Annotated in this window: 11 protein-coding genes; 2 read left to right on the top strand and 9 right to left on the bottom strand. The window is 67.8% G+C overall.

The features are described 5' to 3' along the window. The 3 genes from NFU08_RS17175 to NFU08_RS17165 form a co-directional block, all read right to left on the bottom strand. Positions 1 to 381, bottom strand: a 381-nt coding sequence (locus NFU08_RS17175; RefSeq protein ID WP_251424863.1) for an FAD-dependent oxidoreductase, incomplete at its 3' end; no start/stop codon positions are given. After that, complete coding sequence (locus tag NFU08_RS17170; RefSeq protein WP_251424860.1) at positions 378 to 2,597, bottom strand: molybdopterin oxidoreductase family protein; 2,220 nt, start codon at positions 2,595 to 2,597, stop codon at positions 378 to 380. The genes NFU08_RS17170 and NFU08_RS17175, both read right to left, overlap by 4 nt. Before the next feature lies 1 nt (position 2,598). Then, positions 2,599 to 4,071, bottom strand: coding sequence for an MFS transporter (locus NFU08_RS17165; protein WP_174179492.1), 1,473 nt, complete (start codon positions 4,069 to 4,071; stop codon positions 2,599 to 2,601). Between the two features lie 277 nt (positions 4,072 to 4,348). On the opposite strand from NFU08_RS17165, the gene NFU08_RS17160 reads away from it, so the two are divergent. After that, the gene (locus tag NFU08_RS17160; RefSeq protein ID WP_174179494.1) at positions 4,349 to 5,758 is read left to right on the top strand and encodes an MFS transporter; all 1,410 of its coding nucleotides are present in this window, start codon (positions 4,349 to 4,351) and stop codon (positions 5,756 to 5,758) included. Between the two features lie 151 nt (positions 5,759 to 5,909). Here NFU08_RS17160 and NFU08_RS17155 read toward each other — a convergent pair whose 3' ends face one another. From NFU08_RS17155 to NFU08_RS17130, 6 genes are all read right to left on the bottom strand, one after another. After that, entirely contained in the window at positions 5,910 to 6,641 is a 732-nt protein-coding gene (locus NFU08_RS17155; protein ID WP_251424858.1) for a glutamine amidotransferase, read from the bottom strand. A gap of 35 nt (positions 6,642 to 6,676) precedes the next feature. Further along, the gene (locus NFU08_RS17150) at positions 6,677 to 7,114 is read right to left on the bottom strand and encodes a nuclear transport factor 2 family protein (protein WP_174179498.1); all 438 of its coding nucleotides are present in this window, start codon (positions 7,112 to 7,114) and stop codon (positions 6,677 to 6,679) included. A gap of 15 nt (positions 7,115 to 7,129) precedes the next feature. Beyond that, on the bottom strand, positions 7,130 to 8,944 hold the full coding sequence (locus tag NFU08_RS17145; protein ID WP_174179500.1) for a biotin carboxylase N-terminal domain-containing protein: 1,815 nt from the start codon (positions 8,942 to 8,944) through the stop codon (positions 7,130 to 7,132). Positions 8,945 to 9,098: 154 nt separating this feature from the next. After that, positions 9,099 to 9,743 carry a nucleoside triphosphate pyrophosphatase gene (locus NFU08_RS17140; RefSeq protein ID WP_251424856.1) on the bottom strand — a complete coding sequence of 215 codons (645 nt, stop codon included), beginning with the start codon at positions 9,741 to 9,743 and terminating at the stop codon, positions 9,099 to 9,101. A gap of 9 nt (positions 9,744 to 9,752) precedes the next feature. Next, positions 9,753 to 12,293 carry an MMPL family transporter gene (locus tag NFU08_RS17135; RefSeq protein WP_251424855.1) on the bottom strand — a complete coding sequence of 847 codons (2,541 nt, stop codon included), beginning with the start codon at positions 12,291 to 12,293 and terminating at the stop codon, positions 9,753 to 9,755. Between the two features lie 18 nt (positions 12,294 to 12,311). Beyond that, positions 12,312 to 13,016, bottom strand: a complete 705-nt coding sequence (locus NFU08_RS17130; RefSeq protein WP_251424867.1) for a TetR/AcrR family transcriptional regulator — start codon at positions 13,014 to 13,016, stop codon at positions 12,312 to 12,314. 169 nt (positions 13,017 to 13,185) lie between these two features. Here NFU08_RS17130 and NFU08_RS17125 point away from each other — a divergent pair, with 169 nt between their 5' ends. Then, entirely contained in the window at positions 13,186 to 13,743 is a 558-nt protein-coding gene (locus NFU08_RS17125; protein ID WP_251424853.1) for a hypothetical protein, read from the top strand. Positions 13,744 to 13,815: the final 72 nt, after the last annotated feature.

The raw sequence follows: 13,815 nt of genomic DNA, 5'->3' as shown, positions 1-13,815 counted from the left end.
GTGGGTGGGATCGGGGTTGATGCCGGTCAGGTTGGGAATGACCGGGCGCGACCCCGTGGCGAAGACCAGCCGGTCGTAGCGGACGGCACCGCCGTCGGACAGGAGGACCTGTTGCCGGGCGCGGTCCACACGCTTCACCCGGACGCCCAGGCGGATGTCGGCGCCCTGGGCGGTCAGCTCCGCGGCGTCTGAGAGGGCCAGGGCCTCGGCGGTGGTCCTGCCCACGCCGAGATCGGCCACGAGCACGCGGTTGTAGGCGGCTTCAGCTTCCTCGCCCACCACCGTCAGGCCCACCATGCCGCTGCGGACGGCAGGCAGGAGTTCGTCAACCAGCCGGGCCGCCACCGGGCCGAATCCGACAATGACAATCTGCTCGCTCATGAGGCCTCCGTCGTTTGAAGCACGTTGGTGGAAAGGGGCGCGGCTACGGGCCGGACCCACACGGTGTTGAACTTGAACTCCGGCATCCCGGAGACGGGGTCCGTGGCCGCTTCCGTGAGGCGGTTCGCACTCTCGAGTTCCGGGAAGTGGAACGGCAGGAAGACGGTTTCGGGACGGATGGCGGTGCTGAGCTGGGCCCGGCACTGCACCTCGCCGCGCTCATTGGCCACGGACACGAGCGCCCCCTCGGTGATGCCCATCGACGCCGCAGCCGCCGGATGGATCTGCACCTTCGCTTCCGGCTGCGCCGCCAGCAGCTCCGACACCCGCCGGGTCTGCGCGCCGGACTGGTAGTGCTCCAGGAGGCGGCCGGTGATGAGCGTCATGGTTGTCGCTGCGGTGCCAGCCCCTGCAGGGGGCGCAGCAGGAGCACGACGGCGGCGCGGCGTCACCGGGGTCATCACGGCTTTGCCGTCCGGGTGCGCGAACCGGTCCTGGAACAGCCGCGGTGTTCCCTGGCTGCCGGCGGGGTAGGGCCAGTAGGCGGCTTCGCCGCGGTCCAGCATGCCGTAGTCGATCCCGGAGTAGTCCGCCAGTCCGCCGGCAGAGGCAAGGCGGAGTTCCTCGAACACGGTTTCGGGGTCCTCGCTGTAGGTGGAGGGGGCGTCAAGGGCTTCGGCCAGCCGCGCCATGATCCACAGTTCACTGCGGGCGCCGGCCGGCGGAGTGAGGGCCCGGCGGCGGCGCAGCACGCGGCCTTCGAGGTTCGTCAGGGTGCCCTCTTCCTCCGCCCACTGGAGGACGGGAAGGATGAGGTCGGCCTCAGCGGCCGTCTCAGACATAAAGAAGTCGCAGACCATCAGGAAGTCCAGGCTCCGGAGCCCCGCGATCACGGCGTTGGCGTCGGGGGAGGCCACGGCGATGTTGGAGGCGTGGACAAGAAGGCAGCGGACGCCGTCGGGCTTGCCCAGCGACTTCAGCAGCTGCACGGCGGGCAGGCCCGGGCCGGGAATGAGGTCCTCCTCCACGCCCCAGACCTTCGCCACGTGGGCGCGGGCGGCGGGGTCGGTGATCTTGCGGTAGCCGGGGAGCTGGTCGGCCTTCTGGCCGTGCTCGCGTCCGCCCTGGCCGTTGCCCTGGCCGGTGAGGGTCCCGTAGCCGCTCCGGGCCGATCCGGGCAGGCCCAGCAGGAGGCTCAGGTTGATCGCGGCCGTGGCGGTGTCGGTGCCGTCCACGTGCTGCTCCACACCGCGGCCGGTGAGGATATAGCTCCCGCCGTCGCGTGCGCCCCGGGCCAGCCGGCGGGCCGTTTCGCGGATCAGTTCAGCCGGGACGCCGGTGAGGGACTGCACCCGTTCGGGCCAGAAGGAGTTGACGCTGCGGGCTACGGCACTGTAGCCGGACGTGCGCCCAGCCAGGTACGCGCTGTCCACCAGGTTCTCGTGGATGACCACGTGGGAGATGCCCAGGAGAAGGGTAAGGTCGGTGCCCGGCAGGGGCTGGAGGTGGAGGCCGCCACCGTCGGCCGTGAACGCGGCAGTGGCGGAACGGCGCGGATCCACCACGATCAGCCCGCCGGCGTCGCGCGTTCCCTTGAGATGCTGCACGAACGGCGGCATGGTTTCGGCGACGTTGGAGCCGAGCATCAGGATGGTGCTGGCGGTGTCCAGCGCTTCGAGGGGGAAGGGGAGCCCGCGGTCAACGCCGAAAGCGCGCATCCCGGCCGCCGCGGCCGAGGACATGCAGAACCGGCCGTTGTAGTCGATGCGGGAGGTGCCCAGGGCGAGCCGGGCGAACTTCCCCAGCATGTAGGCCTTTTCGTTGGTGAGGCCGCCACCGCCGAACACGCCGACGGCGTCGGCGCCGTACCGGGCGCGGGCGTCCTTCACAGCGGACACGGCGAGGTCCAGGGCCTGGTCCCAGCTGATGGGCCGGTGGACGCCGTCAGCGCCCTTCAGGAGCGGCTCCGTGATCCGTCCGGGGTGGTTCAGGAGGCTGGCGGAGGTCCAGCCCTTGCGGCACAGGCCGCCGCGGTTGGTGGGGAAATCCCGGCCGCTGACTTCGAGGGGTGCCGCCAGGGGGATTCCGGGGGCGGCAGTTCCCGGCACGGGGACTGACCCCGGCTGGGAAGCCGGGGCCAGTGCCGTGGGAGACGTGAGCGTCATGGCGCACTGCAGGGCGCAGTAAGGGCAGTGCGTGTCGGCGCTTTTGGTCATGTTAGACGTGTCCCATCGCATTTCGGTTGGCGTTGCGGATGTAGCAGGACCAGCACACAACCAGCATCAGGACGTACGCCCCGACGAAGCCGTAGAACGCGGGGGTGTACGAGCCGCTGGCCGAGTTGGAGGCGTTCAGCACCTGCGGGATCACGAACCCGCCGTAGGCGCCGATAGCGGAGATGAGGCCCAGGGCGGAGGAGGCGAGGCGCTGGGTGGCCACCGAGCTGGCGCCGTTCCGGGCAGCGCGGCTGTTGGTGGCAAAGATGATGGGGATCATCCGATAGGTGGCACCATTTCCGAAGCCGCTGGCGGTGAAGAGCATCAGGAAGAGGGCCAGGAAGAGCCAGAAGTTCTTCAGCGGAAGGGTCCAGATCATGGTGAGGGTGATGACGGCCATGGAGGCGAAGGCCGCCACAGTCATGCGGGCACCGCCCATCCGGTCAGCCATGCGTCCGCCGTACGGGCGGGCCAGGGAGCCCACCAGCGGGCCGAGGAAGGCCAGCGACAGTGCCACAGTGCCCACTCCGATGGAGGAGAAAGCCGGGAAGTAGTCCTTGATCAGTTTGGGGAAGACACCGGCGAATCCGATGAACGAGCCGAACGTGCCGATGTAGAGCAGCGCCATGATCCACAGGTGCGGTTCCTTCAGCGCTGCGATGGAGCCTGCCACGTCACCCTTGGCACTGGTGAGGTTGTCCATGTACTTCCAGGCACCGAAGGCGGCGATCAGGATGAACGGGACCCACATCCAGCCGGCCAGGGGCAGGTTGACCGTGCCGACGGCGAGGAGGGTGATGGCAATCGGGACGGCCAGCTGTGCCACGGCGGCACCCATGTTGCCGCCGGCGGCGTTCAGGCCCAGGGCCCAGCCCTTTTCGCGGGCGGGGTAGAAGAAGGTGATGTTGGCCATGGAGCTGGCGAAGTTGCCGCCGCCGAAGCCTGCCAGGGCGGCCACCAGGAGCATGACGCCGAACGGGGTTTCCGGGTTGGAGACACACAGGGCCAGGCCGATGGAGGGGATCAGGAGCAGCAGGGCGGACACGATGGTCCAGTTGCGGCCGCCGAAGCGGGGAACCATGAAGGTGTACGGGATGCGCAGGGTGGCACCCACGAGGCTCGGCATGGAGATCAGCCAGAATATTTCGGAGGTGGAGAAGGTGAAGCCGGCTGCGGGGAGCTGGACCACCACGATGGACCAGAGCTGCCATACGACAAAGCCGAGGAATTCGGCGAAGATTGACCAGTTCAGGTTGCGGCGCGCAATGGAGCGGCCTGCAGTTTCCCACTGCTCCTTGTTCTCGGCATCCCAGTTGGCGATCCAGCGGCCGGGGCGGAATTCAAGGGCGGGGGAGTCTGTGGTGCGGGTAGGGCCGGGCTGTGCGCTGGCGGATGCGGCGGTTCCGGGCAAGGCGGAATCTTCGAGATCAACGGAACTTCCGGTGCCGGCATCGGCGGTGCGGTCAACAGTCACGGGGTACCTCCTTCTGGGGGATGTTGTTCCTCCAAGGTAGGGAAGCCGCGTTTCACGGACGGACGCCGTGTGTTAACGCGCTGTGACATTTGCCTATCGGCGGGCCTTGCCGGGTGTGAGGCGGACGGCGGGGACCACAAAATGAGACACACCACACAGGTCCGCATGCTGGACCTTTCGTCCATTGACTGGACGGAGGGAACTAATATTGAACTCTGACTATTTCGAGCCGTTCCTTTACCCCGGGTCCGGCCGGTCCTCACGAAAGCGTTTACCTATGTCATCCACCCATACCTCCACGGTGTCCGGGTCCCAGCCGGTGAACTCACGCGGACGCGTGATCGTCGCCAGCCTGATCGGCACCACGGTCGAGTTTTACGACTTCTACGTCTACGCCACCGCCGCAGTGCTGGTTTTCCCGCAGCTGTTCTTCCCCAACCAGAACGAAACCACCCAGCTCCTGAGCTCGTTCGCCGTGTTCGGCGTGGCCTTCATCGCCCGCCCCCTCGGCTCGATCGTCTTTGGCCACTTCGGCGACAAATTCGGCCGTAAGGGCACCCTGGTGGCATCCCTCCTGACCATGGGTATTGCGACCTTCCTGATCGGCTGCCTGCCCACCGCACTGGTTCCGGGCTGGGAGTTCTGGGCTCCGGCCCTGCTGGTGGTCATGCGTTTCGCCCAGGGCCTGGCCCTGGGTGGTGAATGGAGCGGCGCCGCGCTGCTGGCCACGGAGAATGCCCCGGCCAACAAGCGCGCCATCTACGGGACCTTCCCGCAGCTGGGCGCGCCCATCGGCTTCATCATCGCCAACGTCATCTTCCTGGTGTTCAGCTACGCGCTCTCACCGGCTGACTTCCAGGCCTGGGGCTGGCGCGTGCCGTTCCTGCTCAGCGCCGTCATGGTGATCATCGGACTGTACGTCCGCCTGAAGCTGATCGAAACTCCTGCTTTCACCAAGGTGATCGAGTCCAACGAGGTGGCCAAGCTGCCGCTGGGCCGGGTGTTCAAGACCAGCTGGCGCCAGCTCATCCTGGGCACGTTCATCATGCTCGCCACGTACGTGCTCTTCTATCTGATGACCACCTTCACCCTCACCTACGGCACCCGTCCCGCCACGCTGGATGCTGCCAGGGCCGCGGCTGAAAAGGCCGGAAAGCCGATGTCGGAAGCGGCCGCCGCGGCGTTCGTCCCCGGACTGGGCTACACCCGCAACGACTTCCTGTGGATGCTGATTGCCGGCGTCGTCTTCTTCGGTATCTTCACCCTTGTGTCCGGGCCGCTGGCCGAGAAGTACGGCCGCCGCAAGATGCTCCTGGCCGTCACCGGCGGGATCTTCGTTTTCGGCCTGCTGTTCGTCCCGCTGTTCAGCGGCGGATTTGTTGGCACCATGGCGCTGCTGGTGATCGGTTTCTCCCTGATGGGCCTGACGTTCGGACCCATGGGCGCCCTGCTGCCCGAATTGTTCCCCACCAACGTCCGGTACACGGGGTCCGCAGTGAGCTATAACTTCTCCAGCATCCTGGGCGCAGCGGTGGCCCCGTTCATCGCCGTCGCGCTGTGGGAACTCGCGGACGGCAGCCCCGTCCTGGTGGGCGTCTACCTGACCTCCATGGCCGTGCTGACGCTCATTGCCCTGTTCGTGAGCAAGGAAACCCGCGACCTGGACTACGAGAACAACGTGGCCTAGGGATACGGACCGTACGTTCCAGCCCGGTTCGTGGCTGCGGTGCCCGGTGCGTTCCCCGTCAACAGGGGAGTGCGCCGGGCACTTTCGCGTCCGGGGCCGGAGCAGCCGGGCGGGAACGCACGACGGCGGCGCTTCGGGGCCGTGCGCGGTGTCACCGGGCGTAGCGGTCCACGAAGTTCCGGAGCACCTTCATGGGTTCGGTGACGGTGAACTGCCGGGCGTTCTCCATCAGGTCCTCAGCCGATTCGGGCGGGAAGTAGCCGGCGTTGCGGTAGATGTCGATGCGGGTGATGAGCCCGTCTACGTCCAGTTCGGGGTGGAACTGCGTGGCGTAGAGATTCGTCCGGATGCGGAACATGTGCACCGGGCAGGCCGCGGAGCGCGCAAGCAGCACGGCGTGCGCCGGCAGGGCGGTGCAGGCCTCCTTGTGGCCGGTGAAGGCGGTAAAGGTGCGCGGCATACCCTTCAGGACAGGGTCCTCGAGTCCCGCGTCCGTGAGCTCTATCTCCACTCCGCCCAGCGGTTCACCATAAGTCCTGTCGATGACGGCGCCCTGGTGCGTGCCGAGGGTGCCCACGCCGTAGCAGGCGCCCAGGAACGGAAAATCCCTTTCCACCAGCCTGTCCAGCAGCCCGGACAGCTCACGTTCCACCCGCTGCTGGACGGTTGATTTCCCTTCCGGCGGATCGCTGGAAGTGAAAGGGCTTCCGCCAACAATGACCCCCGAGTAGTCCGCGAGGTCCAGGTCCGGCAGCGGTGCAGCCTCGAGCCTGACCCGGCGCAGTTCCCGCTCTTCCAGGCCGCCATAGCGCAGGTAGGCGTCGTATTCGTCGTCGGCGGCGGCGTCCTCGGCCCGGGAGGCCAGGAGCAGGAAAGGCAGCATCTGCTAAGTGTGCCGGTTTGGGCCGGAACTGTCAGCTAGGCCGGAGGCTGGGTGAGGGAGCGGCGCGACTGCGGGCGCGCGGCAGGGTCGGCATGCCGGTGCACGAGCTTCCAGTAGCCTTCCTCGCGCCGGAAGATGCTGGTCACCCGGAGGGCGAACTCCTCGGCCACAGCCGCACCGTCCAGGCGGGCCTGGAAGTGTTCGGTCTCCACCAGGTAGGCGGTGTCCCGTGCGGTGTAGGACGTGACGGTGTCGAACCCCAGCATCCGGCCGTCCTGGAACTGCCGCGCAGCCTGGTCCAGCCTCGCCTCCACCTGCGCCCAGCCGCGGGCGATCCCGCCAAAGGGGTTGGCCAGCGTGACGTCGTCCAGCCGGGAATAGAGCTCCTTGACGGGCTCGGGATTGCCCCGGGTAATCTCGGGGACGGCCAGGTGGTACCGGCCCACTTCTTCCTGGAAACTGGGTGCGAGCATGGGTGCCTCCGGCGCTTACTGGTCTTCGATCATGGCGATGATGGCGCCGGCAGACACTGTCTCACCGGAGGACGCCTCCAGCCCGATGACGATTCCGGAGCGGTGCGCCGTCAGGGGCTGCTCCATCTTCATCGCCTCGAGGACCACCACCAGGTCGCCTTCGGAGACGACGTCGCCGTTGGCAACAGCCACCTTGACGATGGTTCCCTGCATGGGGGAGGTCAGGGCATTGCCGGTGGCCGCTGCAGGACCGCCGGAGCGGGAGCGCTTCTTCGACTTTGCCGGCTTCGCTGCTGCCGACCCGCCGGTTCCGAGGGCACCCAGGGATGCGGGCAGGACCACTTCCAGGCGCTTGCCGCCCACTTCCACCACCACGCGCTGGCGGTCGTCGGCTGCACCGTCCGCGTCGGCGGGCCCGTCGGGGGTCCAGGCAGGAAGGTTGTTGACGAATTCTGTTTCGATCCACCGGGTGTGGACCGTGAACGGGCCCTCGGCCGGGGCGAATGCGGGATCGGACACCACCGCGAGGTCGAACGGGATAACCGTGGGGATGCCCTCCACCACCATTTCCTCAAGCGCGCGGCGGGCACGCTGCAGGGCCTGGGGGCGGTTGGCTCCGGTGACGATCAGCTTGGAGAGCATGGAGTCGAAGTTGCCGCTGATCTCATCACCCTGCTCGATGCCGGAGTCGATGCGGACTCCGGGGCCGGTGGGGTTCTTCAGCACGCGCACGGTGCCCGGCGCCGGCATGAAGTTGCGGCCCGGGTCCTCGCCGGTGATGCGGAACTCGAAGGAGTGCCCGCGCACCTCCGGGTCGCCGTAGCCGAGCTCTTCGCCGCGGGCCAGCCGGAACTGCTCGCGCACCAGGTCGATGCCGGTGACTTCCTCGGACACGCAGTGCTCCACCTGGAGGCGGGTGTTCACTTCCAGGAAGGAGATGGTGCCGTCCTGTCCCACCAGGAATTCGCAGGTGCCGGCACCCAGGTAGCCTGCCTCCTTGAGGATTGCCTTGGAAGACTCGTAGAGCCGGCGGTTCTGCTCCTCGGTGAGGAAGGGTGCCGGGGCTTCTTCGACGAGCTTCTGGTTGCGGCGCTGGAGCGAGCAGTCGCGGGTGGAGACCACCACGACGTTGCCGTGGGCGTCCGCCAGGCACTGGGTCTCGACGTGCCGGGGAGCGTCCAGGAAGCGCTCGATGAAGCACTCGCCGCGGCCGAACGCGGCGGTGGCCTCGCGCACGGCGGATTCAAACAGTTCGGGGATTTCCTCGCGGGTGCGGGCAACCTTGATGCCGCGTCCGCCACCGCCAAACGCAGCCTTGATGGCCACCGGCAGTCCGTGCCGGTCCACGAACTCGAGGATCTCCTCGGCGGATTCCACCGGGTCAGCGGTGCCGGGGACCTGCGGGGCGCCGACCTTTTCCGCGATGTGGCGGGCCTGGACCTTGTCGCCCAGGGCGGAAATGGCTTCGGGGGAGGGGCCGATCCAGGTGATGCCGGCGGCGATCACCTTGGCGGCAAACTCGGCATTTTCGGCAAGGAAGCCGTAGCCGGGGTGGATGGCGTCGGCGCCGGACTGGCGGGCGGCGTCGATGATTTTGTCCATGACCAGGTAGGACTCGGCGGCGGTGTTGCCGCCCAGGGCGTAGGCCTCGTCAGCGAGGCGGACGTGCAGGGCGTCGCGGTCCGGGTCCGCGTAGACAGCCACTGAGGCGATGCCTTCGTCGCGGGCGGCCCGGATGATGCGGACGGCGATCTCACCGCGGTTGGCGATCAGCACCTTTGTGAGGGTCGACTGCGTGGTTCCTGCGGACTGCTCCAAATTTGCTGACAAGGCGTCTCCTTCTTTCCTTCAGGGAGCCTAGCGCGGTTTTGAGGGTTCCGCCGATATTACTTGCGGAATCCGCGTGTAAACGGGCCAAGCTTTGTAGGGAAGCTACAAGACCCTGCCAATTGCGGTGCTTTTGTTGCCGGCGCTGCAGGTGCCGTCAGCCACGCCAGAGGTCGGTGATGCGCACGTTCGCGGCGGCAAGGAGGCTGCGGAGCGTGGAGACGGAAAGTCCGACGACGGTGTGCGGGTCGCCGTCGACCTTCCGGATGAACGCCCCACCCAGGCCGTCGATGGTGAAGGAGCCGGCACAGTGCAGCGGCTCGCCCGTGGCGATGTAGGCGTCGATTTCTGCCGGGTCCATCTCCAGGAAGCTGACCTCGGCCGAGGCCACCGTCCCGAGGGTGGCGCCGGTGCCGGTACCTTCGCCGTCGCCGTCGGGATGTGTGTCCCGGCAGTCCACCAGCCAATGGCCCGTATGCAGCACCCCGGTGTTGCCACTCATCCGCAGCATGCGCTCGCGGGCGATCTCGGCGGTGTACGGCTTGCCGTGCGCCTCGCCGTCGAACTCGAACACAGAGTCGCAGCCCAGCACCAGCGCGCCCTCAGCTTCCGGCAGCGCCGCCACCGCCTCGGCCTTGGCCCTGGCAAGCAGCAGGGCGGTGTCGTGCGGATCGGTGACGCCGTAGCTGGCCTGGACGGCGTCCTCGTCCACGTCGGACACCAGGATGGAGTGCCGGATGCCGGCCTCGGCCAGGAGCTTGGTGCGGGCGGGGGACTGGGATGCAAGAATCAGGCGGACCACAAATCCAGCCTAATTGACCGGCCCGGCCTGGTGGACCAGTTCCCCGGGAACCGGTGCCGCCTCGGACCGGGTGAGCTTGGCGCCTTCCACGTCCACGTCAGGCAGGATCCGGTCCAGCCACCGGGGCAGCCACCAGGACTTTTCACCCAGCAGGTACATCACGGCAGGGACGATGGTCATGCGCACCACGAAGGCGTCCAGGAGTACACCGAACGCCATGGCGAAGCCCAGCGGCCGGACCATGGTGAGGTGGCTGAAGATGAAGCCCGCGAACACGCTGACCATGATGATCGCGGCGGCGGTCACCACAGCGGCCGCGTGGCGGAAGCCCACCCGGACGGCCTCCTTGGCGGTGGAACCGTGCATGTAGGCCTCCCGCATGCCCGAGGCGATGAACACCTGGTAGTCCATGGCCAGGCCAAACAGCACACCGATCAGGATGATGGGCAGGAAGCTCAGCACGGCGCCGGGGTTGGCGACGTCGAACACCCCGCCGAGCCAGCCCCACTGGTAGACAGCCACCACGGCGCCGAAGGCAGCGGCGAGCGAGAGGAGGAAACCGCCTGTGGCCAGCAGCGGCACCACGATGGAACGGAACACCAGCAGCAGCAGGATCAGGGAAAGTCCGACGACGATCGCCAGGTAGGGCGGCAGGGCGTCACCCAGCTTGGTGGAGACGTCGATGTTGCCGGCCGTCTGGCCTGTCAGGCCCATCGCCACGCCGTGCTCGGACTGGATGTCGTCATTGAGGCCGCGGAGCTCGGACACCACGTTGACGGTGCTGGCGCTGGCCGGGCCTTCCTCGGGGATGACCTGGAAGACGGCGGTCCGGCGGTCCTCGCTGAGGGCAACCGGCACGGCTGCCACCACATTGTCCACGGCGCGGAGCTTGTCCGCGACGTCGTACTGCAGGGTCTGTGCCTGGGCTTCATCAAGGCCGGCCGGGAACTCGCCCACGGCGACGATGGGGCCGGTGACGCCCTCGCCGAAACTGCGGGCCGTGAGGTCGTACGCCTGGTAGGCCTCGGAGTCCACGGGTTCGGTGCCGCCGTCGGGCAGTGCGAGCTGCAGCTGGGTGGCCGGCAGCGCGAGGGTGCCCAGGAGGAGCACGCCGGCCAGGAGGGCCAGGATGGGGTGCCGGGTGACCAGGCCGCCCCAGCCGCGGGTGCTGCGCTCGCGGTCCCTGGCCTCATCGGCTGCTTCGTGGCCGGGCTCAGCGTTGTGGGCATCGGCTTTGGCCCAGGCCCGCCGGGAGATAATGCGCCGGCCGATCAGGGACAGCATGGCGGGCGTCAGGGTGATGGCCACCAGGACGGCCACGGCAACGGTGCCGGCCGCGGCCAGGCCCATGACGGTGAGGAACGGCAGGCCCGGCACCACCAGTGCGGCGAGGGCGATGATCACGGTCAGGCCGGCGAAAACCACGGCGTTGCCGGAGGTGCCGGTGGCCCGCGCCACGGATTCCTCCGGATCCATCCCGGCAAGCAGCTGCGTCCGGTGGCGGTTGACGATGAACAGGGAGTAATCGATGCCCACGGCCAGGCCCAGCATGAGGGCCAGCATGGGAGAGATGGAGCTCATGTCGAAGAGGCCGGACAGGGCGAACGTGATGCCGACCCCCACGCCGACGCCCACCACGGCCATCAGCAGCGGCAGTCCGGCGGCGACCAGCGTACCCAGCATCAGGATCAGGACCAGGGCTGCCACCGCAATGCCGATGATCTCAGCGGCGCCGAAAAGTTCGGAGATGTCCTCGGTGATTTCCTTGCTGGCGTAGGCGGTGACGCCGGCGCCGGACGTCTCGTGGGCGATGTCCTGGACCTGCTGGCGGACCTCGGGGCTCAGGCCGTTGATGGAGGTGTTGAACTGGACCTGGGCCACGGCGGCGCGGCCGTCTTCGGACACGAACCGAATGGCCGAGGACGCTTCCGCCTGGCGCTTGCCGAGTTCGAGCTTTGCCTTGCTGGTTTCCAGCTCCCGGGTGCCTGCCTCGAGCCTGGCCTGGCCCTCGGCCAGTGCCGCCTTTTGCTGGCCGAGCTGGGCCTCGATGAGTGTGGCAGGTGCGCCGGCTGCGGAAAGCTGCTGCTCTGCTGCGGCCAGCTGCGCCTGGCCGGCTTCGAGCTGGGCTTGGGAGGCGTCCAGCTGGGCCTGGCCCGCGGCAAGCTGCTGCTCGCCGTCGGTGATGGCCTGCCCTGCCTGGTCCACCTGGGCCTGCGTGGCGAAGGGATCCACGGTGCCGCGGACGTCCGGCACGGTCTCAAGCTTCCTGAGCGCATCCGTGACGGCGGTCCGGCTCTCGGCGGTAAAGCCGCCGTCGGGCGCCTCAAAAACGATGGTGGCCGTGCCTCCGGATGCCGAGGGAAGCTCTTCCTTCAGCTTGTCCGCGATCCGCTGCGTTTCGGTGCCGGGAATCTGGAAGTTGTTGGACAGTGTTCCGTGGAACGCTGCGGCGGCACCGCCCACGGCCAGCAGTGCGGCAAGCCAGAGGGAAATGACCAGCCAGCGCCGGCGGTAGGAGAACTTGCCCAGGCGGTAAAGGAACAGTGCCATATGAGGTGACCGATCTGATCAGGAGGAACGGGAGGCTGAGGATGAGGGGGCGGGCGTGCCGCCGATGGTGAAACCGGAACCGAGCAGGGCCATGGCATCGATCAGGAGCTGCCTGAGCTCCGCGAGGGATGCCGGTGAGAGGTCGGCGCCGCGGCGGGAAAACCAGACCTCCATGGCGGCCTTGCCGCAGGAAATCACCGACCCCGCGAGGGCGCGGAGGTAGAGCTCGTCCGCTGCGCCGGGAGTGGCGGACGCACGGTCGCGGGCCACGGCGGTGATCTGTTCCCGGCAGTGGTCCCAGGCTTCCAGCTCGGAATGGGACATCAGGCTGCTCTGCTGGGTCAGTGTGAACAGTTCTGCCAGCGGGGCCACCGTCATCGGGTCCGCAAGCGCCATGAGTGCCTCTTGGGCGGACTGGAGGACGGGTTCGTCGGCGGGCCGGAGCCTGAACTGCTGGATGGCGTTGTCCAGGAAGCCATGGGTGACGGAAGCCAGGGCGGCGTCCGTGCTGCCGAAGTAGTTGAAGAAGGTCCGGCGTGAAATTCCGGCCGCGTCTGCAATGTCCTCCACGGTGAAGTTCCCGGGCCCGCTGCTGCGCAGGAGGGTCAGCGCCGCGTCCGTGATGGCCTGGCGGGTGGCGGCTTTGTTCAGCTCCCGCCGGGAAGGCGGCGCGGAAGGCTGGTCGCCTGGTTGTCCGGGGGCGTCCGGCGGGGCAGGGGTCATCGTCACCCTTTTACACTATGTGCAAGTTTGCACTCTGGGCAACTTATTTTCACAGCAGAATGAAAGGTTCCCGACAGCTCTCCCATGAGTTGCTTGCCGATGCTGGAAATGTCCCGAAAAGGACTGACGATCAGCAGCCGTCCCGGACGGCAGTACCAGGAGACAAGAAATGTCACGCACAAAGAAAATGACCCTCGGCCTGTCAGCCGCGGCGCTGGCCCTTGGTGCCGGCATCGGCGTTGCCGGCATGGCCTCCGCTACCACGACACCCACTCCCACCCCGAGCGCGAGCGCATCGGCCGACGGCAGCACCAGCACCATGCCCGGCGGCATGGGCAAGCACGGCGGCCGGGGCGGTGAGCGGGGAATTGCCCAGGCGTCCGCGCTGGCGGAGAAGCTGGGTGTTGAGGAAGCAAAGGTGACGGAGGCCCTGCAGGCCTTCCGCGATGCCAACAAGCCTGCCGGTCCTCCGGCGGAGGGGGAGAAGCCTGATGGAGCCACCCGCGAGGCCGCCCTTGCGAAGTCGCTGGCTGAATCGCTTGGCATCGAGGAATCCAAGGTCACCGCGGCGCTGGAGGAGCTCCGCAGCGAGCGGCAGGCAGAAAAGGCGGCGGGTCTCAAGACCCGGCTGGACCAGGCGGTCGCGGACGGGAAGCTGACGCAGGCCGAGGCGGACGCCGTCACCAAGGCGGTGGAGAACGGCGTGATCGGCGGCGGCGGGCACTGACCGCACGCCTGGCCTCCTGCCGGGCAGCGCCTTGCACAGAGATGGCGCTTCACACAGAAAGAAGTCCCCGGG

Source organism: Pseudarthrobacter sp. NCCP-2145 (genome assembly GCF_023708005.1).
Lineage (GTDB): Bacteria > Actinomycetota > Actinomycetes > Actinomycetales > Micrococcaceae > Arthrobacter > Arthrobacter oxydans.
The sequence above is the reverse complement of the archived record's forward strand: the minus strand, read 5'-3'. Positions and strand labels throughout refer to the sequence as shown.

Bases quoted from the DNA above. Each gene is read 5' to 3' on its own strand.
- NFU08_RS17125 (WP_251424853.1), top strand. From the start codon at position 13,186: ATGTCACGCACAAAGAAAATGACCCTCGGCCTGTCAGCCGCGGCGCTG.
- NFU08_RS17170 (WP_251424860.1), bottom strand. From the start codon at position 2,597: ATGACCAAAAGCGCCGACACGCACTGCCCTTACTGCGCCCTGCAGTGC.
- NFU08_RS17160 (WP_174179494.1), top strand. From the start codon at position 4,349: ATGTCATCCACCCATACCTCCACGGTGTCCGGGTCCCAGCCGGTGAAC.
- NFU08_RS17155 (WP_251424858.1), bottom strand. From the start codon at position 6,641: ATGCTGCCTTTCCTGCTCCTGGCCTCCCGGGCCGAGGACGCCGCCGCC.
- NFU08_RS17130 (WP_251424867.1), bottom strand. From the start codon at position 13,016: ATGACCCCTGCCCCGCCGGACGCCCCCGGACAACCAGGCGACCAGCCT.
- NFU08_RS17135 (WP_251424855.1), bottom strand. From the start codon at position 12,293: ATGGCACTGTTCCTTTACCGCCTGGGCAAGTTCTCCTACCGCCGGCGC.
- NFU08_RS17150 (WP_174179498.1), bottom strand. From the start codon at position 7,114: ATGCTCGCACCCAGTTTCCAGGAAGAAGTGGGCCGGTACCACCTGGCC.